The sequence below is a fragment of the Streptomyces sp. NPDC001732 genome (assembly GCF_053596315.1).
The window spans coordinates 18,154-42,229 of the sequence record NZ_JBSFFY010000035.1 but is presented as its reverse complement, the minus strand read 5'-3'; the positions used below and the strand labels follow the sequence as shown (position 1 = coordinate 42,229).

23 protein-coding genes are annotated in these 24,076 nt (G+C 71.6%); 22 read left to right on the top strand and 1 reads right to left on the bottom strand.

The genetic code is table 11. From position 1 onward, the window contains the following. Window positions 1–66: 66 nt before the first annotated feature. The 6 genes from nsdA to ftsH all read left to right on the top strand — a co-directional run bounded on the left by nsdA (window position 67) and on the right by ftsH (window position 10,224). Window positions 67–1,542, top strand: a complete 1,476-nt coding sequence (gene nsdA, locus ACWCXX_RS27130; protein WP_451131597.1) for a transcriptional repressor NsdA — start codon at window positions 67–69, stop codon at window positions 1,540–1,542. A gap of 398 nt (window positions 1,543–1,940) precedes the next feature. Next, window positions 1,941–3,347 (top strand): ammonium transporter, encoded by a 1,407-nt coding sequence (locus ACWCXX_RS27125; RefSeq protein ID WP_451131593.1) that lies wholly within the window; start codon window positions 1,941–1,943, stop codon window positions 3,345–3,347. Beyond that, window positions 3,344–3,682 (top strand): P-II family nitrogen regulator, encoded by a 339-nt coding sequence (locus ACWCXX_RS27120; RefSeq protein ID WP_451131591.1) that lies wholly within the window; start codon window positions 3,344–3,346, stop codon window positions 3,680–3,682. The genes ACWCXX_RS27125 and ACWCXX_RS27120 overlap by 4 nt, the downstream gene beginning before the upstream one ends. Before the next feature lie 29 nt (window positions 3,683–3,711). Then, on the top strand, window positions 3,712–6,180 hold the full coding sequence (locus tag ACWCXX_RS27115) for a [protein-PII] uridylyltransferase (RefSeq protein ID WP_451131589.1): 2,469 nt from the start codon (window positions 3,712–3,714) through the stop codon (window positions 6,178–6,180). A gap of 340 nt (window positions 6,181–6,520) precedes the next feature. Continuing rightward, a complete protein-coding gene (ffh, locus tag ACWCXX_RS27110; protein WP_451131587.1) occupies window positions 6,521–8,068 on the top strand; it encodes a signal recognition particle protein in 1,548 nt (515 codons plus the stop codon). 242 nt (window positions 8,069–8,310) lie between these two features. Continuing rightward, on the top strand, window positions 8,311–10,224 hold the full coding sequence (gene ftsH / locus ACWCXX_RS27105; protein WP_451131585.1) for an ATP-dependent zinc metalloprotease FtsH: 1,914 nt from the start codon (window positions 8,311–8,313) through the stop codon (window positions 10,222–10,224). Between the two features lie 37 nt (window positions 10,225–10,261). Here ftsH and ACWCXX_RS27100 read toward each other — a convergent pair whose 3' ends face one another. Then, on the bottom strand, window positions 10,262–11,119 hold the full coding sequence (locus ACWCXX_RS27100; RefSeq protein WP_451131583.1) for a class I SAM-dependent methyltransferase: 858 nt from the start codon (window positions 11,117–11,119) through the stop codon (window positions 10,262–10,264). Window positions 11,120–11,700: 581 nt separating this feature from the next. Here ACWCXX_RS27100 and ACWCXX_RS27095 point away from each other — a divergent pair. The 16 genes from ACWCXX_RS27095 to whiG all read left to right on the top strand — a co-directional run bounded on the left by ACWCXX_RS27095 (window position 11,701) and on the right by whiG (window position 23,970). Continuing rightward, window positions 11,701–12,294: a hypothetical protein gene (locus ACWCXX_RS27095; RefSeq protein ID WP_406497851.1), complete on the top strand. Its 594-nt coding sequence runs from the start codon at window positions 11,701–11,703 to the stop codon at window positions 12,292–12,294. 157 nt (window positions 12,295–12,451) lie between these two features. After that, a complete protein-coding gene (gene rpsP / locus ACWCXX_RS27090; protein WP_283854292.1) occupies window positions 12,452–12,892 on the top strand; it encodes a 30S ribosomal protein S16 in 441 nt (146 codons plus the stop codon). A 2-nt stretch (window positions 12,893–12,894) separates the two neighbouring features. Continuing rightward, window positions 12,895–13,134 carry an RNA-binding protein gene (locus ACWCXX_RS27085; protein ID WP_005311361.1) on the top strand — a complete coding sequence of 80 codons (240 nt, stop codon included), beginning with the start codon at window positions 12,895–12,897 and terminating at the stop codon, window positions 13,132–13,134. A 79-nt stretch (window positions 13,135–13,213) separates the two neighbouring features. After that, a complete protein-coding gene (gene rimM / locus ACWCXX_RS27080; protein WP_451131580.1) occupies window positions 13,214–13,792 on the top strand; it encodes a ribosome maturation factor RimM in 579 nt (192 codons plus the stop codon). Next, the gene (gene trmD, locus ACWCXX_RS27075; protein WP_451131578.1) at window positions 13,792–14,613 is read left to right on the top strand and encodes a tRNA (guanosine(37)-N1)-methyltransferase TrmD; all 822 of its coding nucleotides are present in this window, start codon (window positions 13,792–13,794) and stop codon (window positions 14,611–14,613) included. The genes rimM and trmD overlap by 1 nt, the downstream gene beginning before the upstream one ends. Window positions 14,614–14,777: 164 nt before the next feature. Further along, window positions 14,778–15,128, top strand: a complete 351-nt coding sequence (rplS, locus tag ACWCXX_RS27070; RefSeq protein ID WP_148839582.1) for a 50S ribosomal protein L19 — start codon at window positions 14,778–14,780, stop codon at window positions 15,126–15,128. A 45-nt stretch (window positions 15,129–15,173) separates the two neighbouring features. Continuing rightward, window positions 15,174–15,944, top strand: a complete 771-nt coding sequence (gene lepB / locus ACWCXX_RS27065; protein ID WP_451131576.1) for a signal peptidase I — start codon at window positions 15,174–15,176, stop codon at window positions 15,942–15,944. Next, window positions 15,937–17,004 (top strand): signal peptidase I, encoded by a 1,068-nt coding sequence (gene lepB, locus ACWCXX_RS27060; RefSeq protein WP_451131574.1) that lies wholly within the window; start codon window positions 15,937–15,939, stop codon window positions 17,002–17,004. Before lepB (ACWCXX_RS27065) ends, lepB (ACWCXX_RS27060) begins: the two co-directional genes overlap by 8 nt. After that, window positions 16,904–17,797 (top strand): signal peptidase I, encoded by an 894-nt coding sequence (lepB, locus tag ACWCXX_RS27055; RefSeq protein ID WP_451131664.1) that lies wholly within the window; start codon window positions 16,904–16,906, stop codon window positions 17,795–17,797. The genes lepB (ACWCXX_RS27060) and lepB (ACWCXX_RS27055) overlap by 101 nt, the downstream gene beginning before the upstream one ends. A 51-nt stretch (window positions 17,798–17,848) precedes the next feature. Further along, the gene (lepB, locus tag ACWCXX_RS27050; protein WP_451131572.1) at window positions 17,849–18,580 is read left to right on the top strand and encodes a signal peptidase I; all 732 of its coding nucleotides are present in this window, start codon (window positions 17,849–17,851) and stop codon (window positions 18,578–18,580) included. Further along, complete coding sequence (locus tag ACWCXX_RS27045; protein ID WP_451131570.1) at window positions 18,570–19,058, top strand: NUDIX hydrolase; 489 nt, start codon at window positions 18,570–18,572, stop codon at window positions 19,056–19,058. The genes lepB (ACWCXX_RS27050) and ACWCXX_RS27045 overlap by 11 nt, the downstream gene beginning before the upstream one ends. A gap of 63 nt (window positions 19,059–19,121) precedes the next feature. Then, complete coding sequence (locus ACWCXX_RS27040) at window positions 19,122–19,430, top strand: DUF2469 domain-containing protein (protein WP_003965949.1); 309 nt, start codon at window positions 19,122–19,124, stop codon at window positions 19,428–19,430. 229 nt (window positions 19,431–19,659) lie between these two features. Next, complete coding sequence (locus ACWCXX_RS27035) at window positions 19,660–20,019, top strand: YraN family protein (RefSeq protein ID WP_451131568.1); 360 nt, start codon at window positions 19,660–19,662, stop codon at window positions 20,017–20,019. Next, on the top strand, window positions 20,019–21,644 hold the full coding sequence (locus ACWCXX_RS27030) for a YifB family Mg chelatase-like AAA ATPase (protein ID WP_451131566.1): 1,626 nt from the start codon (window positions 20,019–20,021) through the stop codon (window positions 21,642–21,644). Before ACWCXX_RS27035 ends, ACWCXX_RS27030 begins: the two co-directional genes overlap by 1 nt. A 92-nt stretch (window positions 21,645–21,736) precedes the next feature. Then, window positions 21,737–22,891, top strand: a complete 1,155-nt coding sequence (gene dprA / locus ACWCXX_RS27025; protein ID WP_451131564.1) for a DNA-processing protein DprA — start codon at window positions 21,737–21,739, stop codon at window positions 22,889–22,891. Window positions 22,892–23,133: 242 nt separating this feature from the next. After that, a complete protein-coding gene (whiG, locus tag ACWCXX_RS27020) occupies window positions 23,134–23,970 on the top strand; it encodes an RNA polymerase sigma factor WhiG (RefSeq protein WP_451131562.1) in 837 nt (278 codons plus the stop codon). The last annotated feature ends 106 nt before the right edge of the window (window positions 23,971–24,076 follow it).

Here is a 24,076-nt window from a genome sequence, read left to right as displayed (position 1 = left end):
GGCATCGGCTCGGGGCATTCTGATAAAGGTTCGCGCGACAGTTTCCAGCGGGATGGGGGCGTTCCAGTGAGTGGCAGCGGCGCAGGCGGTACGCATACCGGTAAGCGCCCCAACGCGCAGTTGACCTCGTGGTTCATGCGCAGCGGATGGTCCAAGGGCGAATTGGCGCGGCAGGTGAACCGCCGGGCCCGCCAGATGGGCGCCCACCACGTCAGCACCGACACCTCCCGGGTGCGGCGCTGGCTCGACGGGGAGCAGCCGCGCGAGCCGATCCCGCGCATCCTCTCCGAGCTCTTCTCCGAGCGCTTCGGTTCCGTGGTCGCCGTCGAGGATCTCGGACTGCGCTCCGCGCACCAGTCACCGTCCGTGTCCGGCGTCGACCTGCCCTGGGCGGGTCCGCAGACCGTCGCCCTGCTCAGCGAGTTCTCCCGCAGCGATCTCATGCTCGCCCGGCGGGGCTTCCTCGGTTCCTCGCTCTCCCTGGCCGCCGGACCCGCCCTGATCGAGCCCATGCAGCGCTGGCTGGTGCCCGTCGTCGGTGCGCCCGTCGAGGAACCCGAACCGGCCGCCGACGCCCGCCGCCCCTCCCGGCTCTCCGGCCCCGAGCTCGACCTGCTGGAGTCCACCACCGCGATGTTCCGGCAGTGGGACGCGCAGTGCGGTGGCGGATTACGCCGCAAGGCCGTCGTCGGCCAGCTCCACGAGGTCACCGACCTGCTCCAGGAACCCCAACCCGCCGCCACCGCCAAGCGGCTCTTCCGGTGCGCCGCCGAACTGGCCGAGCTGGCGGGCTGGATGAGCTACGACGTCGGCCTCCAGCCCACCGCCCAGAAGTACTTCGTCCTCGCGCTCCACGCCGCCAAAGAGGCCGGTGACAAACCGCTGGGCTCGTACATCCTGTCCAGCATGAGCCGCCAGATGATCCACCTCGGCCGGCCCGAGGACGCCCTCGAACTGATCCACCTCGCCCAGTACGGCAGCCGGGACTGCGCCACCCCGCGCACCCAGGCCATGCTGTACGCGATGGAGGCCCGCGCGTACGCCAACATGGGCCAGCCCAGCAAGTGCAAACGAGCCGTCCGGATGGCCGAGGACACCTTCCTCGACGTGGGGATCGACGGCGAGCCCGAGCCCGACTGGATCCGCTTCTTCTCGGAGGCCGAGCTCAACGGCGAGAACTCCCACTCCTACCGCGATCTCGCCTACGTGGCGGGCCGCAGCCCCAAGTACGCCGCCCTCGCCGAGCCCCTGATGGAGAAGGCCGTCCAGCTCTTCGAGGAGGACGACGAGCACCAGCGGTCGTACGCGCTCAATCTGATCGGCCTCGCCACCGTCCACCTCCTCAAACGCGAGCCCGAGCAGTCCACGCTCCTGGCCGAGCAGGCCCTGCACGTCGCGAAGAAGGTCCGCTCCGAGCGGGTCAACACCCGGCTCCGCAAGACCGTCGACACCGCTGCCAGGGACTTCGGGGACATCCCCGAGGTCGCCAGGATCACCGAACTCCTCACCGAACAACTGCCGGAGACCGCGGAAGCGGTCTGACCGGCGCACTGGACCCCGGCCACGGCGGCCACCCCACAAGACCGACTTCGGCTCCCCCCATGGCCAGGTCAGCGGGTGGTCGGCGTGGCCGGTTCGCGTCGCCGCCCCCGTGGCCGCTGCTCCCGTAGTCGCCGCTCCCCGTCCCGGAGGGGCCGTGGGCGCACCGTACGCGGCCCGGAACACGGGACGGGCCCGCCCCCGGAGGGGCCACCACCGGTTCATGGGGACGTAACACGCCCGACCTCTTCGTCACCCCTGCGAAACACCGGGCGGCATCGGTGGAAACCGCGCTGGGCGAATCTCGGACCCATGACCGGCCCGCACCTTCCCCAGTGGTCCCGCACGTGGTGCCGCTCCGATCACCCGCACGCGGCCGCACCGACGACGAGGAGGCACTGATGGCCCCAGGCATCACGACGCTTGCGGCGGACACGCCGACGCTGTCCGCCGCCAACACCGGGTTCATGCTCATCTGCTCCGCCCTGGTGATGCTCATGACTCCGGCCCTGGCCTTCTTCTACGGAGGCATGGTCCGGGTCAGGAGCACCCTCAACATGCTGATGATGAGCTTCATCAGCCTCGGGATCGTCACGATCCTGTGGGTGCTCTACGGATTCGGCATCGCCTTCGGCACCGACATCGGCTCCCTCGTGGGCTGGAACCCGGACTACCTCGGCCTCAGCGGCATCGGCGTCACCCAGCTCTGGGCCGGCTGCACGATCCCGGTCTACGTCTTCGCCGTCTTCCAGCTCATGTTCGCCGTCCTCACCCCGGCACTGATCAGCGGCGCCCTCGCCGACCGGGTCAAGTTCACCTCCTGGGCCCTGTTCATCACGCTCTGGGTCACCGTCGTCTACTTCCCCGTCGCCCACTGGGTCTGGGGCGCGGGCGGCTGGCTCTTCGAGTTGGGCGTCATCGACTTCGCCGGCGGCACCGCCGTCCACATCAACGCGGGTGCGGCGGCGCTCGGCGTGATCCTCGTCATCGGCAAGCGCGTCGGCTTCAAGAAGGACCCGATGCGGCCGCACAGCCTGCCCCTCGTCATGCTCGGCGCCGGCCTGCTCTGGTTCGGCTGGTTCGGCTTCAACGCCGGCTCGTGGCTCGGCAACGACGACGGCGTCGGCGCGGTCATGTTCGTGAACACCCAGGTCGCCACCGCCGCCGCGATGCTCGCCTGGCTCGGCTACGAGAAGCTCCGCCACGGCTCCTTCACCACCCTCGGCGCAGCCTCCGGCGCGGTTGCGGGACTCGTCGCCATCACCCCGTCCGGCGGCGCGGTCAGCCCGCTGGGCGCCATCGCGGTCGGCGCGATCGCCGGCGTGCTCTGCGCCATGGCCGTCGGCCTGAAGTACCGGTTCGGCTACGACGACTCCCTGGACGTGGTCGGCGTCCACCTCGTCGGCGGCATCGCCGGCTCCCTGCTCGTCGGCCTCTTCGCCACCGGCGGCGTCCAGTCCGACGCCAAGGGCCTCTTCTACGGCGGTGGCCTCGAACAGCTCGGCAAGCAGACCGTCGGCGTCCTCGCCGTCCTCGCCTACTCCCTGGCCGTCTCCGCGGCCCTCGCCCTCCTCCTGGACCGGACGATCGGCATGCGGGTCACCGAGGACGAGGAGGTCTCCGGCATCGACCGGGTCGAGCACGCCGAGACCGCGTACGACCTCACCGGAGCGGGCGGCGGCACCGCCCCACGCACCACGAGCCCCGCACCGGGCGGCACGGCAGCGGCGAGGGCGAGGACGGAGACGGAGAAGGAGAGGCCGACGAGGGTGGAGAGGGAGACGAAGGCGAAGAGGGTGGACGCATGAAGCTCATCACCGCAGTCGTGAAGCCCCACCGGCTGGACGAGATCAAGGAAGCCCTCCAGACCTTCGGCGTCCACGGCCTCACGGTCACCGAGGCCAACGGATACGGACGCCAGCGCGGCCACACCGAGGTCTACCGGGGCGCCGAGTACACCGTCGACCTCGTGCCCAAGATCCGGATCGAGGTCCTCGTCGAGGACGAGGACGCCGAACAGCTCATCGACGTGGTCGTACGGGCCGCCCGGACCGGGAAGATCGGCGACGGCAAGGTCTGGAGCGTGCCCGTCGAAACCGCGGTTCGGGTACGCACCGGCGAACGCGGCCCGGACGCACTCTGACCGACGGTCCCGAGACGAAAGGCAGCAGGGTGACGAGCACCGGAACGACCCCCGGAACCACGACCTCCTCCGGAACCACGACCTCGGAACCCGGCGGCTACGCGGCGGCCCGGCTGCGCCTCCTCCACGGGGAGGCGCGGTCCGGGCCACCGCGCCGCGCGGCCCTCGCGACGCTCACCGACCACTGGCTCACCGCGCTGTTCGACACCTCGGCCGAGCAGACGGGCGTCCACGGCGCCGCCCTCGTCGCCGTCGGCGGCTACGGGCGCGGCGAACTCTCCCCGCGCAGCGACCTCGACCTGCTGCTCCTGCACGACGGCAGGGCCGGTCCCGCGGCCGTCGCCTCCCTCGCCGACCGCGTCTGGTACCCCGTCTGGGACCTCGGCCTCGCCCTCGACCACTCCGTCCGCACCCCCGCCGAGGTCCGCAAGGCGGCGGACGAGGACCTCAGGGTCCAGCTCGGGCTGCTCGACGCCCGGCCCGTGGCCGGTGACCCCGGCCTCGTGGCCGCCCTGCGCACCGCGGTCCTCGCCGACTGGCGCGACCGGGCCCCCGCCCGCCTCCCCGCCCTCGCCGAACTCTGCCGAGAACGGGCCGAGCGCCGGGGCGAACTCCGGTTCCTCCTCGAACCCGACCTCAAGGAGGCCCGCGGCGGACTGCGCGACCTCACCGTCCTGCGCGCGATCGCCGCGTCCTGGGTCGCCGACGCCCCCCGCCAGGGCCTCGCCGAGGCCCGCCGCGTCCTCCTCGACACCCGTGACGCCCTCCACCTCACCACCGGCCGCGCCACCGACCGCCTCGCCCTCCAGGAACAGGACCAGGTCGCCGAAGCCCTCGGCATCCTCGACGCGGACGCCCTGCTCCGCCGGATCTACGAGGCCGCCCGGACCGTCTCGTACGCCACCGACGTCACCTGGCGCGAGGTCTCCCGCGTCCTGCGCGCCCGCTCCGCGCGCCCCCGGCCGCGCGTCGTGCCGGGCGGCGGCCGGACGGTCGCCCCGGAGCGCACCCCGCTCGCCGAGGGCGTCGTCGAGGCCGACGGCGAGGTCGCCCTCGCCCGTACCGCCCGCCCCGAGCGCGACCCCGTGCTCTTCCTGCGCGCGGCCGCCGCGGCCGCCCGGTCCGAACTCCCGCTCTCCCGGCACGTCGTACGCCGCCTCGCCGCCTCCGGCCCGCTGCCGGTGCCCTGGCCCGCCGAGGCCCGCGAGGAACTCGTCGCCCTCCTCGGCGCGGGCGGGGCCACCGTGCCCGTCTGGGAGGCGCTCGAAGCCGAAGGGCTGATCACCCGGCTGTTCCCGGACTGGGAACGCGTCCACTGCCGTCCCCAGCGCAACCCCGTCCACACCTGGACCGTCGACCGCCACCTCGTCGAGACGGCCGTCCGCGCCTCCTCGCTCACCCGCCGCGTCGGCCGCCCCGACCTGCTCCTGGTCGCCGCGCTGCTGCACGACATCGGCAAGGGGTGGCCCGGCGACCACTGTGCGGCCGGGGAGGTCGTCGCCCGGGACACGGCCGCCCGGATCGGCTTCGACCGGCACGACACGGACGTCGTCGCCACCCTCGTACGGCACCACCTGCTGCTCGTCGAGACCGCGACCCGCCGCGACCTCGACGACCCGGCGACCGTCCGCTCCGTCGCCGCCGCCGTCGGCACGACCGCCACCCTGGAGCTGCTGCACGCGCTCACCGAGGCCGACGCGCTCGCCACCGGCCCCGCCGCCTGGTCCACCTGGCGCGCCTCCCTCGTCGCCGACCTCGTCGGACGTGTCGCCGCGGTGCTCGCCGGACAGGCCCCGGAGGAACCGGAACCCGCCGCGATCGGCGCCGAGCAGGAACGCCTCGTCGTCGAGGCCCTCCGTACCGGCGGCCCCGTCCTCTCCCTGCGCGCCCGGACCGCGTCCCACGACGAGAACGGCGAACCGGAACCCGTCGGTGTCGAACTCCACATCGCCCTGCCCGACCGCCCCGGCGTACTGCCCGCAGCGGCGGGCGTCCTCGCCCTGCACCGCCTCACCGTGCGCGCCGCCGACCTGCGCGCCGTGGAGCTCCCCACCGGACCGGGCGGCCCGGCGGAGCTGCTGCTGCTCAGCTGGCGGGTCGCGGCCGAGTACGGCTCCCCGCCGCAGGCCGCCCGGCTCCGCGCCGACCTCGTGCGCGCCCTGGACGGCTCCCTGGACCTCCGGGCCCGTCTCGCCGAGCGCGAGGCGGCCCACCCGCGCCGACGCGGGACGAAGGCCCCGCCGCCGGGGGTGACCGTCGCGGCGGCCGGATCGGAGCTGGCGACGGTGATCGAGGTGCGGGCCCAGGACGCCCCGGGGCTGCTGCACCGCATCGTCCGGGCCCTGGAGGGCGGCGGGGTGCGGGTGCGCAGCGCGCACGTGTCGACGCTGGGGGCCAACGCGGTGGACACGCTCTACGTCACGCGCCGGGACGGCACGCCGCTGCCGGACGCCGAGGCGGCGGCGCTGGCGCAGGACATCGAGCACGCGCTGCGATGAGGAACGGCGCCGGGCCCGGCCACCGGGGGTCGGCTCAGGCCCCGGCGCCCGGCCCAGGTGTCTGGCTCCGGCCGCCGGACCTCGCACGGGTGGGGGCCGTTTCCGACGGGCGCCGGGCCTCGTATCCACCGGGGCCGTTCCCGCCGGGGCCGCCGGTTGCCCTGCCGGCCGGGGCCGTTCCGAGGGCTGTCCCGGTCCGTCGCGGGTCCGTCGCCTCCGCCGCCGCGAGGATCCCCGTCCGGTCCGGGCAACAGCCACCGGCAAGGACGGCTGCCCGCCCGAGCCGGATACCCTAGGGAGCGATCCATACCGCCCCCGACCCTGAGGACCGACGAGCGCCGTGTTCGATACTCTCTCCGACCGCCTTAGCGCGACTTTCAAGAACCTCCGGGGCAAGGGCCGCTTGTCCGAGGCGGACATCGACGCCACGGCTCGCGAGATCCGTATCGCCCTGCTCGAAGCGGATGTCGCACTGCCCGTCGTCCGCGCCTTCATCGCCAACGTCAAGGAGCGGGCGCGCGGCGCCGAGGTCTCCCAGGCGCTCAACCCGGCCCAGCAGGTCGTCAAGATCGTCAACGAGGAGCTCGTGGGCATCCTCGGCGGCGAGACCCGGCGGCTGCGGTTCGCCAAGAACCCGCCGACCGTGATCATGCTCGCCGGTCTCCAGGGTGCCGGTAAGACCACCCTCGCCGGAAAGCTCGGCCTCTGGCTCAAGGGCCAGGGCCACTCCCCGCTGCTCGTCGCCTGCGACCTCCAGCGCCCCAACGCCGTCAACCAGCTCAGCGTCGTCGCCGACCGCGCCGGTGTGGCGGTGTACGCCCCCGAGCCGGGCAACGGCGTCGGCGACCCGGTCCAGGTCGCCAAGGACTCGGTCGAGTACGCCAGGTCCAAGCAGTTCGACGTCGTGATCGTCGACACCGCGGGCCGCCTCGGCATCGACCAGGAGCTGATGCAGCAGGCCGCGGACATCCGCGACGCCGTCAGCCCCGACGAGATCCTCTTCGTCGTCGACGCGATGATCGGCCAGGACGCGGTCAACACCGCCGAGGCGTTCCGCGACGGCGTCGGCTTCGACGGCGTGGTGCTCTCCAAGCTCGACGGCGACGCCCGCGGTGGTGCGGCCCTGTCGATCGCCCACGTCACGGGCAAGCAGATCATGTTCGCGTCGAACGGTGAGAAGCTCGACGAGTTCGACGCCTTCCACCCCGACCGCATGGCGTCCCGCATCCTCGACATGGGTGACCTCCTCACCCTGATCGAGCAGGCGGAGAAGACCTTCAGCCAGGAAGAGGCCGCCAAGATGGCCTCCAAGCTGGCGTCCAGCAAGGGCAAGGACTTCACGCTCGACGACTTCCTGGCCCAGATGGAGCAGGTCAGGAAGATGGGCTCCATCTCCAAGCTGCTCGGGATGCTGCCCGGCATGGGACAGATCAAGGACCAGATCAACAACATCGACGAGCGCGACGTGGACCGCACCGCCGCAATCATCAAGTCGATGACCCCGAAGGAGCGCGCCGAGCCGACGATCATCAACGGCTCGCGCCGGGCCCGTATCGCCAAGGGTTCCGGTGTCGAGGTCTCCGCGGTGAAGAACCTCGTCGAGCGGTTCTTCGAGGCCCGCAAGATGATGTCGAAGATGGCCCAGGGCGGCGGCATGCCGGGGATGCCCGGGATGCCGGGCATGGGCGGCGGCCCCGGTCGGCAGAAGAAGCAGGTCAAGCAGGCCAAGGGCAAGCGCAAGAGCGGCAACCCGATGAAGCGCAAGGCCGAGGAGCAGGCCGCGGCGGCCCGCCGGGCGCAGGCGGCGCAGGGCGGCGCGCTCGGACTGCCGGCACAGGACGACAAGAACTTCGAGCTGCCCGACGAGTTCAAGAAGTTCATGGGCTGAACCGCTCCCGTCGGTCTCCGGGCCGCACCGGTCGTACCGGTCGCACCGGCCCGATGACGTCCCCGAGGGGGCGCCCGCCTCCCCGGCGGGCGCCCCCTCGGGCGTGTCCGGCCGGGGAGCCCCGGACCCCACGGCTGTCGCAGGCCCGTCCCTCCAAGGGCCCAGTGCACGCCCCCTGGGAGGGCTTTGTCCGCACTCCTCCCTTAACGTCGCTTCCAACGGCTGTCGGCAGAGGAGCGCGCGTGACCAATCCCGTACCTCCCCGCGACCGAACCGACCAGCCCTGGCGCTCCGAGGGCGCACCGCCGCCCCCGCCACCGGGCCGGAAGATGCCGGGAGGCTGGGGCGGACTGCTGCTGACCGCGCTCGCCGTCTACCTGATCGCCAATCTGGTGCTGTCCTTCTTCAACGGGGAGGAGCAGCGGACGATCGCGTACACGGAGTTCAGCAAGCAGGTCACCTCGGGCAACGTCTCCAAGATCTACTCCAAGGGCGACACCATCCAGGGGCAGCTCAAGAAGGAGACGAAGGTCCCGGGGAGCGACGAGAAGTACACCAAGTTCGTCACCCAGCGCCCGGCCTTCGCCGAGGACAACCTCTGGGCCGAACTGGTCAAGGACGACGTCACCGTCACCGCCGAACCGGTCGTCCAGCAGCGCAGCTTCCTCGCCAACCTGCTGATCTCGCTCGCGCCCATGCTGCTGCTCGTCCTGCTCTGGGTGTTCGTCGCCCGGCGGATGGCCCGGGGCATGGGCGGCGGGATGGGCGGTTTCGGACGCAAGGCCCCGCCCAAACCCGTCGAGCTGGAGAGCAACGGACGCACCACCTTCGCGGACGTGGCCGGGATCGACGAGGTCGAGGGCGAGCTCAACGACGTCGTGGACTTCCTGAAGAACCCGCAGGCGTACCGGAAGATGGGCGCCCGGATGCCCGGCGGCGTGCTGCTCGCGGGACCGCCCGGCACCGGCAAGACGCTGCTGGCACGGGCCGTCGCCGGGGAGGCCGGAGTGCCGTTCTTCTCCGCGTCGGCCTCCGAGTTCATCGAGATGATCGTCGGCGTCGGCGCGAGCCGGGTGCGGGAACTCTTCGCGGAGGCGCGCAAGGTCGCCCCAGCCATCGTCTTCATCGACGAGATCGACACCATCGGCCGGGCCCGCGGCGGCGGCTCCGGCATGGGCGGCCACGACGAGCGCGAGCAGACGCTCAACCAGATCCTCACCGAGATGGACGGCTTCTCCGGTTCGGAGGGCGTCGTCGTCCTCGCCGCCACCAACCGCGCCGACGTCCTCGACCCCGCCCTCACCCGGCCCGGCCGCTTCGACCGGATCGTCCAGGTCAGCCCGCCGGACAGGCACGGCCGGGAGGCGATCCTGGAGATCCACACCCGGCAGATCCCGCTGGCCGACGACGTGAACCTCGCCCAGGTCGCCGGAACGACCCCCGGCATGACCGGCGCCGACCTCGCCAACCTGGCCAACGAGGCCGCACTGCTCGCGGTCAAGCGCCGGCAGACCGAGGTCGGCGGGGCCGACTTCTCCGACGCCCTGGAGAAGGTCCAGCTGGGGGCGGAACGCTCACTGGTCATGTCCGACGAGGAACGCCGCAGGACCGCGTACCACGAAAGCGGCCACGCGCTGCTCGGCATGCTCCAGCCGGGCGCCGACCCGGTCCGCAAGGTCACCATCGTGCCGCGCGGCCGGGCCCTGGGCGTCACCCTCTCGACGCCGGACGCCGACAAGTACGCGTACACCGAGGAGTACCTGCGCGGACGCATCATCGGGGCGCTCGGCGGCATGGCGGCCGAGCAGGTGGTCTTCGAAATGATCACCACCGGTGCGGAGAGCGACCTGGAACAGGTCACCAACCTGGCCCGGGGCATGGTCGGCCGCTGGGGGATGAGCCACAGGGTGGGCAGGCTGACGGCGATTCCGGGCGACGCCCAGCAGGCGTACGGGCTGTCGGCGGCCCCCGCCACGCTCGACGCGGTGGACGACGAGATGCGGCGCATCGTCGACGAGTGCTACGAGGCGGCCTGCCGGCTCCTGCGCGAGAACCGGGAACGGCTGGACGCGCTGGCCGCGGCACTGCTGGAGAAGGAGACGCTGGAGGAGGCCGAGGCGTACCGGGCGGCGGGCCTCCCCCGCCTCGCCAAGTAGCGGCCCTCGCGCAGGTGGTGCGCACGAGGCATCAGGTTCAGGTGGTGCACACGAGGTAGCGGAAGACGTTCGGCATCCAGACCGAGCCGTCCCGGCGCCGGTGCGGACGGAGCGCCTCCGCGACCTCCTTCTCCACCCGGGAGCGGTCCGCCGCCCGTGCCGCCGCGTCGAAGAGCGGCGTGGAGAGCAGTCCCCGCACCGCGCTGTCCAGGTCCGGGTACCCGAACGGGCACGCCACCCGGCCCGAACCGTCGGGGTGCAGACCGGCCCGGAACGCCACGTCCTCCAGGTCGTCCCGCCCCGCCGACCGCCAGCCGCCCGCCCGGGGCGCCCGGCCGCCGTCCGCCAGCCGCGCGGCCACCCGCAGCACGGGCTCCGCCGTGCACCGCTCCGGCGGTCCCCATCCGGTCAGCACGACGACGCTTCTCCGGGCGGCCAGCGGCACGGCGGACCGCAGCGTGGCCACGAGCTCCTCGCCGTCGTCGAACGAGCAGCCGATCGGGGTGAAGGCGGTGAGCAGGTTGTACGGCGCCCCGTCGGGCGGCGGGGCCGCGGCCGGACCACCTTTCAGGAACCGCGGACCCGAGGCCGGGGAACCGTCGCCGCCGGGCCCGTGCGGCAGCCGGGTCCGGGCGAGCGCCAGCCGTTCGGGGTCGGTGTCCACACCGGTGACCCGGGCGCCCCGGCCGGCGGCCATCAGCAGCGCGAGACCGGAGCCGCAGCCCAGAGAGAGCAGCCGGGTACCGGGCCCCACTTCGAGCCGCTCGTACACCGCTTCGTACAGCGGTGCCAGCATCCGCTCCTGGATCTCGGCCCAGTCCCGGGCGCGGCTTTCGGGGGCCATCCGGGTGAGCGTCTCCGGGTGGTCGTGGTGCCGGACGAGCGTTGGTGTCATGGAAGCGCCCCAATCCGCCGAGAGGTCGGTCGTGTCCGATCGGTCGTGCCCGAGTGGATGCTGCCGTGCGCGGGCGTGCCCGCTTCCCCGTGTGCCGGAGCGCCGCGCGGCCGCGGTCGCGTCCGGGGAACCGCGGGCGGGAGTCGCCTGTCGCGGTGGTGTGCCCCGGGGAACCGGAGGGGGAGCCCGTGCCGGACGGGCGGGCGACGGGCGCCCGTCTCCCGCTCCTCGCCCCAGTCTTACCCGACCCGCCCGGCCGGGCACGTCGAGCACCGCGCGGCCGGGAAGGGGGGCGGCGCCCGATTCGGACGATGCGCCCGGTAGGGTCGCTCCGGCGGCCCGTGTCCACCGACGCCCCACCCGTCCCGGGGAGCGTGCGGTGCCCCGGTGCGCGGCGGTCGCCCACGCGTCCGGGCGTACGCGGCGCTACGTACCACCTTGGTGGGAGCTGTGCGGGCTTCTCCGCAGATCGGCGCACCCGCCCTCGTCGGGACGCATCAAGGGCAACTGACTGGTACGTGCAAATTATTTGGGATGGCCCGGAATCGGAACACCGGGGCACTCGTGCTCGTTGTCACGACGTGAGCACGACACCACCTGTACTTGCCGCAGAGCTGGCGCAGGCGTGGGCCGACATTCAGCGGTACCACCCCGAGCTGCCGGATCTGGCCGCGCCCGAGTCCCTGATCGGAGAGTCCTCGTCCGCCTGCGGCGCCGAGCTCTCCTTCGAGCGACTGCTCCATGAGGCAGTCCACGGAATCGCCGCCGCCCGAGGTGTACGCGACACCTCCCGCGCCGGCCGCTACCACAACCGCAGATTCCTCGCGATCGCCGAGGAGCTGGGCCTGGACCACGCCGAGGAGCCGCATCCCAGCAGCGGCTTCTCGTTGGTCACGCTCAACCCCGAGGCCAAGCGCCGTTACCGGCCGACGATCGAGCGGCTGCAGCGCGCCCTCAAGGCGCACACGGTCGCCACCGCCGCCGACACCAAGCGCTCCTTCCGGGGGCCGGCCGCCCGGCACGGCTCCTCCGGCGGAGGCGTCCGCGTCAAGGCCGTCTGCGACTGCGGTCGCAACGTCCGGGTCGTCCCGTCGGTCCTGGCGCAGGCGCCGATCGTCTGCGGGGGGTGCGGAAAGCCGTTCCGCATCCCGGAAGGGGCGGTCGCGGTGGGGTGACCCGATGCGGTGTGGCACAATGACTAGCTGTACTCGACAGTCGCACAGGACCCCTCTCTCCTCCGGCTGACGCGTCCATCGGGCACCCGAGTACCGCAACCCCACGTGGCATCTTCGTTGTGCCCAACCACGTCATAGACCAGGAGACACCACTCCCGTGGCAGTCAAGATCAAGCTGAAGCGTCTGGGCAAGATCCGTTCGCCTCACTACCGCATCGTCGTCGCCGACTCCCGTACCCGCCGTGACGGCCGGGCCATCGAGGAGATCGGCCTGTACCACCCGGTGCAGAACCCCTCGCGCATCGAGGTCAACTCGGAGCGTGCGCAGTACTGGCTGTCCGTCGGCGCCCAGCCGACCGAGCCGGTTCTCGCGATCCTGAAGCTCACCGGTGACTGGCAGGCCCACAAGGGTCTCCCGGCCCCCGCGCCGCTGCTGCAGCCGGAGCCCAAGGCGGACAAGCGCGCCCTGTTCGAGGCCCTGACCAAGGACGGCGAAGAGTCCAAGGGCGAGGCCATCACGCAGAAGGCGAAGAAGTCCGACAAGAAGGCGGACGAGGCTGCTGACGCGGCTGCTTCCGCCGAGTCGACCGAGGCCTGAGCATGCTCGAGGAGGCTCTCGAGCACCTCGTGAAGGGCATTGTCGACAACCCCGACGATGTGCAGGTCGCCTCGCGCAACCTGCGCCGCGGCCGCGTGCTGGAGGTCCGGGTCCACCCCGACGACCTCGGTAAGGTGATCGGCCGCAACGGCCGCACCGCGCGTGCGCTGCGTACCGTCGTGGGCGCCATCGGCGGCCGCGGCATCCGCGTCGACCTCGTCGATGTGGACCAGGTTCGCTGACAGAGTTGAACACCGGCACGGGCCGGGGAGGGCCATGCGCCCGCCCCGGCCCGTCGTCGTATGACAGGAGAGACACAAGGTGCAGTTGGTAGTCGCGCGGATCGGCCGTGCCCACGGCATCAAGGGCGAGGTCACCGTCGAGGTCCGTACGGACGAGCCGGAACTGCGGCTCGCGCCCGGAGCCGTGCTCGTCACCGAACCGGCCGGTGCCGGACCGCTGACGATCGAGACCGGGCGGGTGCACAGCGGACGGCTGCTGCTGCGCTTCGAGGGCGTGCGCGACCGTACGGCTGCCGAGGCCCTGCGCAACACGCTGCTGATCGCCGAGGTCGACCCGGACGAACTCCCCGAGGATCCCGAGGAGTTCTACGACCACCAGCTCATGGACCTCGACGTGGTCCTGACCGACGGCACCGTCGTCGGCCGGATCTCCGAGATCACGCACCTGCCGTCCCAGGACCTCTTCATCGTCGAGCGGCCGGACGGCAGCGAGGTGATGATCCCGTTCGTCGAGGAGATCGTCACCGAGATCGACCTGGAGGAGCAGCGCGCGGTGATCGTCCCGCCGCCGGGGCTGATCGACGAGGGCCAGGCCGTGATCGCCTCCTCGCGCGACGAAGAGGGCGACGGGGAGCCCGGCCCGGGGAAGGACGACTGATGCGCCTCGACGTCGTCACGATCTTCCCGGAGTACCTGGAGCCGCTGAACGTCTCGCTCGTCGGCAAGGCCCGCGCGCGCGGTCGCCTCGACGTCCACGTGCACGACCTGCGCGACTGGACGTACGACCGGCACAACACGGTCGACGACACCCCGTACGGTGGCGGTCCGGGCATGGTCATGAAGACCGAGCCGTGGGGCGAGGCGCTGGACGACGCCCTGGCGGGCGGGTACGAGGCCGGGGCGCACTCCCCGGTGCTGGTGGTGCCCACCCCCAGCGGCCGCCCCTTCACCCAGGAACTCGCCGTCGAACTCTCCGAACGGCCGTGGCTGATCTTCACGCCGGCCCGCTACGAGGGCATCGACCGGCGGGTGATGGACGAGTACGCGACCCGGATGCCGGTCGTCGAGGTCTCCATCGGCGACTACGTGCTGGCCGGCGGGGAAGCCGCGGTGCTGGTGATCACGGAGGCGGTGGCCCGGCTGCTGCCCGGCGTGCTCGGCAACGCGGAATCGCACCGGGACGACTCCTTCGCCCCCGGCGCGATGGCCAACCTGCTGGAGGGCCCCGTCTACACCAAGCCGCCCGTGTGGCGCGGCAGGGAGATCCCCGAGGTGCTGCTCAGTGGTCACCACGGGAAGATCGCCCGCTGGCGGCGGGACGAGGCGTTCCGCCGTACCGCCCTCAACCGGCCCGATCTGATCGAGCGCTGCGACGCCGCGGAGTTCGACAAGAAGGACCGCGAGATGCTCTCCATCCTCGGCTGGTCACCTGAGCCCGACGGCCGATTTTGGCGCAGGCCCCGGGCCGTGGAAGAATAGGCCGCTGCTGTCCGTCCGGCGCGCGCCCCTGCCACAGGGGGAAAGCGGCTGATTCGATTCCCCGCCCGCGGGGACGGCCCGACGCCCGCCCGACGCGGTCAGCACCTCCATTCATCACGATCTCCCGTCGATGACCTGTGGCATCGGCGAAGAAAGCGGACAACATGGCTTCCCTGCTCGACGACGTCAATGCCGCGTCGCTGCGTACCGACATCCCGGCGTTCCGCCCCGGTGACACCGTCAATGTCCACGTCCGAGTGATCGAGGGCAACCGCTCCCGTATCCAGCAGTTCAAGGGTGTTGTCATCCGCCGCCAGGGCGCGGGCGTCAGCGAGACCTTCACGGTCCGCAAGGTGTCCTTCAGCGTCGGCGTCGAGCGCACCTTCCCGGTGCACAGCCCGATCTTCGAGAAGATCGAGCTCGTCACCCGCGGTGACGTCCGTCGCGCCAAGCTGTACTACCTCCGTGAGCTGCGCGGCAAGGCCGCGAAGATCAAGGAGAAGCGCGACAACTGAGCTGACTCCCTGGTCCACAGGTCTGCCGGATAGGCTCTGGCCTCGATGGACACGGAAGCAAAGCCCTCGGAGCGCGACCCCTCCTGCGAACCCTGCCCGGGTACGGAGGAGCGGTCGCGCTCCTTGCGTGTTCCGGTGGTGCCGGGCAGCTGGATGACCTGGCGGCGGACCGCCGTGCTCGGGGCCGTCTGCACGGTGTTCGTGCTGCTCCTCAGCCACTTCGTGGTGCAGCCCTTCCTGATCCCGAGCGGCTCGATGGAGCCCACGCTGCGGATCGGGGACCGGGTGCTGGTGAACAAGCTGGCGTACCGTTTCGGCAGAGTGCCGCACCGCGGTGACGTGGTGGTCTTCGACGGCACGGGGTCCTTCGTGCAGGAGCCCTTGCAGGAGAACCCCGTCGCCGGGGTGGTGCACTCGGTGGCCTCGTCCCTGGGCCTGGCGGAACCTGCCGAGACCGACTACGTGAAACGCGTGGTGGGCGTGGGCGGCGACCGGGTGGTGTGCTGCGACAGCCGCGGCAGGGTCGAGGTGAACGGCCGGGCGGTCGTCGAGAACTACCTGTATCCGGGGGACGCCCCCTCCCGGGCCCGCTTCGACATCGTCGTCCCCGACGGCACGCTGTGGATGATGGGCGACCACCGGAGCAATTCCCGCGACTCGCGCGACCACCTGGGCGAGCCGGGCGGGGGCATGGTCCCCGTGGACATGGTGATCGGCCGGGTGGACTGGATCGGCTGGCCGCCGAGCCGGCTGGGCTCGCTGCCGGACAGTGCCGCCCCCGACGCCGTACGGGCGCCGGGCAGGAGCCATGGGTAACCGCGGCCGCGGACGGGGCGGCTCCGGAACACCGCAGGACGGCGACGGACCGAGGACCGGGCGCTCCCTGCCCACCCGGGCGGAGCGGCGCAAACTGGCCCGCAGGGTCAAGCGGCGGCGGCGCAGGTCGGCCCTGCGCGAGATCCCGCTGCTCATCACCGTGGCGCTGCTGATCGCGCTGGTGCTCAAGACCTTCCTGGTGCAGGCGTTCGTGATCCCTTCGGGATCGATGGAGCAGACCATCCGCATCGGTGACCGGGTGCTGGTGGACAAGCTGACGCCCTGGTTCGGCTCCCGGCCCCAGCGCGGCGACGTCGTCGTCTTCAAGGACCCGGGCGGCTGGCTCCAGCAGGAGAACGTCGACAAGGGGGAGCCGCCCGTCGTCGTCAAGCAGGTGAAACAGGCACTGACCTTCATCGGCCTGCTGCCCTCCGACGACGAGCAGGACCTGATCAAGCGAGTGGTCGCGGTGGGCGGCGACACGGTGAAGTGCTGCGGCAAGGACGGCCGGATCAGCGTCAACGGCGTACCGCTCGACGAGCCCTATCTGCATCCCGGCAACCCGCCCTCCCTCATCAAATTCGAAGTAAAGGTTCCGGTCGGCCGGATCTTCGTGATGGGCGATCACCGTTCCAATTCGGCCGATTCGCGCTATCACCTGGACGAGCCCGAACACGGCACGATCTCCGAGGACGAGGTCGTGGGGCGGGCCGTCGTGATCGCCTGGCCCTTCTCCCACTGGCGGAAACTGGAGGAACCGGCCACATTCGGCTCGGTCCCGGACGCGCGCGCCGGGACGGCCGCCGCGTCGGGTCCGTCGCATAGTGTGTCGTCCCGGAATCTCAATGGAATGATCCCTCTCCCGACCCCTGCGGAACTCCCGCTCGTTATGGGAGTGGTGGGCCTGCACCGGCTAGGGCGCGGGCGGTGGCACGGAGTAAGGAGTGGATGTGGGGGATTTGGCGGTCGGCGCACGATCCGGACACGAGGAACCCGAGGACCGGCCGGGCAATCCGGACCATGCCGAGTCCGCCGGAGCGGCGGGCCGCGCGCAGAGTGACGCGGACGCTCCGGACGGCGGCAGGGGCCCGAAGAAGCCTCGCTCCTTCTGGAAGGAGCTGCCCCTGCTCATCGGCATCGCACTGGTTCTCGCGCTGTTGATCAAGACGTTCCTGGTGCAGGCGTTCTCGATTCCCTCGGACTCGATGCAGAACACGCTCCAGCGGGGCGATCGGGTGCTGGTCGACAAGCTGACCCCGTGGTTCGGCGCGGAGCCCGAGCGCGGCGAGGTCGTGGTCTTCCACGACCCGGGCGGCTGGCTGGAGAACACCGCGACGCCCGAGCCGAACGCCGTGCAGAAATTCCTGAGCTTCATCGGACTGATGCCGTCCGCCGAGGAGAAGGACCTGATCAAGCGGGTCATCGGGGTCGGCGGCGATGTCGTGGAGTGCAAGAAGAACGGCCCGGTCACGGTCAACGGCAAGGCCCTGGACGACAAGTCGTACATCTTCGAGGGGAACAGCCCCTGCAACGACGAGCCGTTCGGCCCGATCAAGGTGCCCGAGGGCCGGATCTGGGTGATGGGGGACCACCGGCAGAACTCCCTCGACTCCCGCTACCACCAGGAGCTGCCGGGCAACGGCACGGTCTCCAACGACGAGGTGGTCGGCCGGGCCGTCGTCGTGGCGTGGCCGATCAACCGCTGGGCGACCCTGCCGATCCCGAAGACCTTCGAGCAGCCGGGGATCAACGCGGCGATGGGGCTGGCGCCGGGAGCACTGGGCGTGGCCGGGGCGTTGCCGCTCGTACTGTGGCGTCGCAGGAGGCTGACCGGCGGGCGTACCGCCGGGTAGGGTGCCGACTCGGATCAGCGATTGTCGATCTCCGATGCGGGGGGCGCTGGGATGAGTGGAACAGGACGTACGGGAGACGGCCACGGTCGGCTCGGCAGCATGCTGTCGGGGCTGGCCGTGGCCGTCGGCTGTGTGCTCTTCCTCGGCGGGTTCGCCTGGGCGGCGGTGGTGTACAAGCCGTACACGGTGCCGACCGACTCGATGACTCCGACGGTGCACGCCGGGGACCGGGTGCTCGCGCAGCGGATCGACGGCGACGAGGTGCGCCGCGGCGACGTGGTGATCTTCACCGACCCGGCCTGGGGCGACATGCCCATGGTGAAGCGGGTGGTGGGGGTCGGCGGCGACAGGATCGCCTGCTGCGGGAAGGACGGCCGGCTCACGATCAACGGCAAGCCTGTCGAGGAATCGTATCTGCAGGCGAAGGACCCGGCCTCGGGCGAGAACTTCACGGCGGAGGTGCCCCGGGGCCAGCTCTTCCTGCTGGGGGACGAGCGCAGGTCCTCGCTGGACTCCAGGGTCCATCTGACCGACCCCGGGCACGGCTCCGTCCCGCGCGGCGCGGTGCAGGCCAGGGTGGACGCCATCGCCTGGCCGATGGACGGCATGATCGAGCGCCCACAGGACTTCGCCGCCTTCCCCGGCGGGGTGTCGTCCCCCGGCCCGCTGAAACTCCAGCTCACCGCCGTCGGGGTGGGTGTGGTGCTCATCCTGGGAGGCGCGGCGTACGGCCCGGTCGCGGCGCGCAGGGAGCGTGGAAGGACAGCCGCCGATGCGCGTTGAGAAGCGGAAGGTCGCCCGGGTGGTGCTCCTGGACCCCGACGACCGGATACTCCTGATCCACGGCTTCGAACCGGACGATCCGCGAAGCACCTGGTGGTTCACCCCCGGCGGCGGTCTGGAGGGCGACGAGACGCGGGAGGAAGCCGCGCTGCGCGAACTCGTGGAGGAGACCGGGATCACCGATGCCGAGCTGGGCCCGCTGCTCTGGCAGCGGAGGTGCTCGTTCCCGTTCGACGGCCGGCGCTGGGAACAGGACGAGTGGTACTTCCTGGCCCGTACGACGCAGACCGCCACGGACACCAGCGGTCAGACCGGACTGGAACGGCGCAGCGTCGCGGGTCTGAGGTGGTGGACTTCCGACGAACTGTCGGCGGCGCGTGAGACGGTGTACCCGACCAGGCTCGCCGAGTTGCTGCGCACGCTGCTCGACGAGGGTCCCCCGAGTGTGCCGCTGGTTCTGGATCCCGAAATCGCCTAGGCGCCCGGGAAGCCGGTGCCTGGCGCACAATGGGGGCACGCACGGCTGAAGGGGAACATGCCAATGAGCGCCGAGGACCTCGAAAAGTACGAGACCGAGATGGAGCTGAAGCTCTACCGGGAGTACCGAGACGTCGTCGGTCTGTTCAAATACGTGATCGAGACCGAACGGCGCTTCTACCTCACCAACGACTACGAGATGCAGGTGCACTCGGTTCAGGGCGAGGTGTTCTTCGAGGTGTCGATGGCGGACGCCTGGGTCTGGGACATGTACCGGCCCGCGCGCTTCGTCAAGCAGGTACGGGTGCTGACGTTCAAGGACGTCAACATCGAAGAGCTCAACAAGAGCGATCTCGAACTTCCGGGAGGCTGATCTGGAGACGGGAGGCCGGTCCGGGCAGGAGGACAGATCCGGGCCGGGGACAGGTTCGGGCCGGGGCCGACCCGTGCCGGCCGGCACGCCCCGGAGGCTCTCCTTCTTCGTGGTAGGGGGCTGATTCCCTCTCCTGGGTGGCCGGGATATCCACAACTGCGGAGTTGTCCACCAAGATCCACAAGCCGGGACCGGACGCGTCAGAGTCGGTCCCGGAGGTGGTGCCGAAATGAACGCACGGGGGGCACTCGGGCGGTACGGCGAGGATCTGGCGGTGCGGCTGCTGGCCGGAGCCGGCATGTCCGTACTGGAACGGAACTGGCGCTGTCGCGCCGGTGAGATCGACATCGTCGCGCTGGACGGCGACGTCCTCGTGGTCTGCGAGGTGAAGACCCGCAGGGCCGGGGGCTTCGAGCATCCGATGGCGGCCGTCACACCGGTCAAGGCGGGGCGGCTGCGGCGGCTGGCCGGAATCTGGCTCGACCGGCACGGCGGCCCGCCGCCCGGCGGGGTCCGAATCGACCTGGTCGGGGTGGTGCTGCCCAGGCGCGGAGCACCCGTCGCCGAGCACGCGCGGGGGGTGGCCTGATGGGATTCGCACGGGCCTGCTCGGTGGCGCTGGTCGGCGTCGAGGGCGTGGTGGTGGAGGTCCAGGCGGACCTGGAGGCGGGGGTGGCGGCGTTCACCCTGGTGGGGCTGCCGGACAAGAGCCTGGTGGAGAGCCGGGACCGGGTCAGGGCCGCGGTCGTGAATTCCGGGGCCGAGTGGCCGCAGAAGAAACTCACGGTGGGCCTGTCACCCGCCTCCGTGCCCAAGAGCGGTTCGGGGTTCGATCTCGCCGTGGCGTGCGCGGTGCTGGGGGCGGCGGAGCGGATCGACCCGGCGTCCATCGCCGATGTGGTGATGATCGGCGAGCTGGGCCTCGACGGCCGGGTGCGGCCGGTGCGGGGTGTGCTGCCCTCCGTGCTCGCCGCGGCGGAGGCCGGGTACCGCCAGGTGGTCGTGCCCGAGCAGACCGCGGGGGAGGCGGCACTGGTCCCCGGGGTCGCCGTCCTCGGTGTGCGGAGTCTGCGGCAGCTGATCGCCGTGCTCTGCGACGAGCCGGTGCCGGACGAGCGGGAGGAACACGAGGAGGGGCGCCCCGACACCATGCTGTCCGGGCTGATGGTGCCGGGCGCGGGCATCGGCACCGGGCTCGCCCAAGGGACCGGGCCGGGCGAGGGGCACGTGCCGGACCTGGCGGACGTGGCGGGACAGGAACGGCCCAGAAAGGCCCTGGAGGTGGCCGCGGCGGGCGGGCACCATCTACTGCTCTCGGGACCGCCCGGGGCGGGCAAGACCATGCTGGCCGAACGGCTGCCGACGATCCTGCCGACGCTGACCAGGACGGAGTCCCTGGAGGTGACCGCGGTGCACTCGGTGGCGGGCATCCTGCCGCCGGGGGAGCCGCTGGTCTCCCGCCCGCCGTACTGCGCACCGCACCACTCGGCGACGATGCAGTCCCTCGTCGGCGGCGGCAACGGGCTGCCGCGACCCGGCGCGGTCTCGTTGGCCCACCGGGGGATCCTCTTCCTGGACGAGGCGCCGGAATTTTCCGTGCGGGCGCTGGACGCGTTGCGCCAGCCGCTGGAGTCGGGGCACGTGGTGGTGGCGCGCAGCGCCGGGGTGGTGCGGCTGCCCGCGAAATTCCTGATGGCGCTGGCCGCCAACCCCTGCCCGTGCGGTCGGCACGGGCTCAGCGGTGCCGGCTGCGAGTGCCCGCCGTCTTCGGTCAGGCGTTATCGGGCGAGGCTCTCCGGCCCCCTGCTGGACCGGGTGGACCTGAGGGTGACCGTCGATCCGGTCAAGCGCGACGATCTGCTGGCGCGGGGCGGCAGGGGCGAGTCGTCGGCCTCCGTCGCCGCCCGGGTCCGGGAGGCCAGGGCGCGCGCGGCGGAGCGGCTGGCGGGCACGGGATGGTCCACCAACAGCGAGGTGCCCGGCCACGAGCTGCGGACCAGGCTGATCGCGGCACCGGGCGCACTCCTGGAGGCCGAACGGGACATGGAACGGGGCATGCTCACCGCGCGAGGGCTGGACCGGGTGCTCAGGGTGGCGTGGACGGTCGCCGATCTGCGCGCCGCCGACCGGCCGGACGCGTCCGACGTCGCGGTGGCCCTGGAGCTGCGCACCGGGGTGCCGCGGGGCTCCCTGGTCCGGGCCGGGGCGTCATGAGCCCGCGGACGGACGGCGGACCGGGGCCGGTCGCGAAGGCGGTACCGGGGCCGGGGCCGGAGGTGGAAGCGGGGACGGGGACGGGGACGGTGGTGAGTGGTTCGGAGCGGCTGGCGCGGGCTGCCCTGACCCGCATTCTGGAGCCGGGGGACGAGCGGGGCGGCCGTTGGCTGCGCGAGTACGGGGCCGTCGAACTGCTCCGGCGCATCACCACCGGGGACGGCACCGCGGAACGGTTGAGCGGAATGACTCCGAAACGGCTGGCCGGATACCGGCTGCGGGCCGAGGGCGTGGAGCCGGAGCGGGACCTCTCGGCGGTGGCCGGAACGGGGGGACGGTTCGTCTGCCCCGGCGACCGGGAATGGCCCACCCAGCTCGACGACCTCGCGGACGCGAGGCCGACCGGCCTGTGGGTGCGGGGGCCGCGCGATCTGCGGCTCTGGGCGCTGCGCTCGGTCGCCGTGGTCGGCGCCCGCGCCTGCACACCGTATGGATCGCACATGGCGGCGAGCCTCGGCGCGGGGCTCGCGGAGCTGGGATGGGTGGTCGTGTCGGGAGCGGCCTTCGGGGTGGACGGGGCGGCGCACCGCGGGGCGCTGGCCGTCGGCGGGGCGACGGCGGCGGTCCTCGCCTGCGGAGTGGACGTCGCCTACCCCCGGGGACACGCCGAACTGATCGGACGGATTGCGCAACAGGGGCTCGTCATCGGCGAATTGCCGCCGTCCGATCATCCCACCCGCAGCAGATTCATCCTCCGGAACCGGGTCATCGCCGCGTTGACGCGCGGGACGGTCGTGGTCGAGGCCGAATACCGCAGCGGTTCACTGGTCACCGCGCGCAACGCGCAGCGTCTCGGCCGTTTCACGATGGGGGTGCCCGGCCCGGCCACCAGTGCCCTGTCCGCCGGGGTCCATGAGCTCCTCCGCGGAGAGGGCATTCTGGTGACCGACGCCTCGGAAGTCGCCGAGCTGGTGGGGAACATCGGTGAACTCGCCCCGGCCAGGCACGGTCCCGTGCACCCCAGGGACCGGCTGGACGCGGTCTCCGCCCGGGTCCTGGACGCCCTTCCGTTCCGGGGCGCCGCCAGCGGGCGCGACGTGGCCCGGATGGCCGGAACCAGTACCGACGAAGCACTCGGCAGACTGTACGAACTGCACTCACTGGGGTTCGTCGAACGACATGGCGACGGATGGCAGTTGACGTCGCGACCCGCTCGCAACGGCGACGCGCGGCGAGGCGGTACTTGACCTGGGGCATTCGGGTGAAAAGGTGATGCCGATGCCCCCGGTGGATCCTCCAACGATGCCTTCGGGGCCCACGCACGTGACTACGGTTCCGGACCGCAGTCCTGTCGAATCGTCCGGATTCACGGACCGCCGATCCCATATCCTTCGCGGACCGCTACACCGCAGTCACGCTACGCTCACAAGGATTCCGACTCAGACATACGTCCCCCAGCGCTTCTCAGCAGAACGGCTCAAGGCACCACATGCCCCAGCACACCTCCGGGTCTGACCGTGCGGCAGTACCACCGGCTGCGCGTGGCACTGTGCGCCCCCCCGCCCCCTCCTCGCTCGACGAGTTGTGGCGTTCGTACAAGTCCACGGGCGACGAGCGCCTGCGGGAGCAGCTGATCCTGCACTACTCGCCGCTGGTGAAGTACGTCGCGGGCCGGGTGAGCGTGGGCCTGCCTTCCAACGTCGAGCAGGCGGACTTCGTCTCCTCGGGGGTCTTCGGGCTGATCGACGCGATCGAGAAGTTCGACATCGAGCGCGCGATCAAGTTCGAGACGTACGCGATCACCCGCATCCGCGGCGCGATGATCGACGAACTCCGGGCACTGGACTGGATTCCGCGCTCGGTGCGCCAGAAGGCGCGGGCCGTGGAACGCGCCTACGCCACGCTGGAGGCCCAGCTGCGACGCACCCCTTCCGAGGCGGAGGTCGCCGCGGAGATGGGCATCGCACTCGATGAACTGCACGCGGTTTTCAGCCAGTTGTCATTGGCCAATGTGGTCGCCCTGGAGGATCTGCTGCACGTCGGCGGCGAGGGCGGCGACCGGCTGAGCCTGATGGACACGCTGGAGGACCCCGCCGCCGACGACCCGGTGGAGGTCGCCGAGGACCGCGAGCTCAGACGGCTGCTCGCCCGCGCCATCAACACGCTGCCGGAGCGGGAGAAGACGGTCGTCACGCTCTACTACTACGAGGGCCTCACCCTTGCCGAGATCGGCAATGTGCTCGGGGTCACCGAGAGCCGGGTCAGCCAGATCCACACCAAATCGGTGCTGCAACTGCGCGCGAAACTGGCCGACGCCGGACGCTGAGACCTTCTGCGGCCGGGCGCCGGCCATCACTGCTTCGGCCACCGATCGGGGCCGTACGCACTCTCTCGAACACCGGTCGCCGTAGAGTGGACACGTGCCCAGGATT

Excerpts from the sequence above, each read along its gene's own strand:
- ACWCXX_RS27120 (WP_451131591.1), top strand. The coding sequence starts at position 3,344 with ATGAAGCTCATCACCGCAGTCGTGAAGCCCCACCGGCTGGACGAGATC.
- ACWCXX_RS27035 (WP_451131568.1), top strand. The coding sequence starts at position 19,660 with ATGAACGCACGGGGGGCACTCGGGCGGTACGGCGAGGATCTGGCGGTG.
- ACWCXX_RS27125 (WP_451131593.1), top strand. The coding sequence starts at position 1,941 with ATGGCCCCAGGCATCACGACGCTTGCGGCGGACACGCCGACGCTGTCC.
- lepB (WP_451131576.1), top strand. The coding sequence starts at position 15,174 with ATGGACACGGAAGCAAAGCCCTCGGAGCGCGACCCCTCCTGCGAACCC.
- lepB (WP_451131574.1), top strand. The coding sequence starts at position 15,937 with ATGGGTAACCGCGGCCGCGGACGGGGCGGCTCCGGAACACCGCAGGAC.
- ACWCXX_RS27045 (WP_451131570.1), top strand. The coding sequence starts at position 18,570 with ATGCGCGTTGAGAAGCGGAAGGTCGCCCGGGTGGTGCTCCTGGACCCC.
- ACWCXX_RS27100 (WP_451131583.1), bottom strand. The coding sequence starts at position 11,119 with ATGACACCAACGCTCGTCCGGCACCACGACCACCCGGAGACGCTCACC.
- ACWCXX_RS27040 (WP_003965949.1), top strand. The coding sequence starts at position 19,122 with ATGAGCGCCGAGGACCTCGAAAAGTACGAGACCGAGATGGAGCTGAAG.
- ACWCXX_RS27085 (WP_005311361.1), top strand. The coding sequence starts at position 12,895 with ATGCTCGAGGAGGCTCTCGAGCACCTCGTGAAGGGCATTGTCGACAAC.
- rplS (WP_148839582.1), top strand. The coding sequence starts at position 14,778 with ATGGCTTCCCTGCTCGACGACGTCAATGCCGCGTCGCTGCGTACCGAC.
- whiG (WP_451131562.1), top strand. The coding sequence starts at position 23,134 with ATGCCCCAGCACACCTCCGGGTCTGACCGTGCGGCAGTACCACCGGCT.
- ACWCXX_RS27030 (WP_451131566.1), top strand. The coding sequence starts at position 20,019 with ATGGGATTCGCACGGGCCTGCTCGGTGGCGCTGGTCGGCGTCGAGGGC.
- lepB (WP_451131572.1), top strand. The coding sequence starts at position 17,849 with ATGAGTGGAACAGGACGTACGGGAGACGGCCACGGTCGGCTCGGCAGC.
- trmD (WP_451131578.1), top strand. The coding sequence starts at position 13,792 with ATGCGCCTCGACGTCGTCACGATCTTCCCGGAGTACCTGGAGCCGCTG.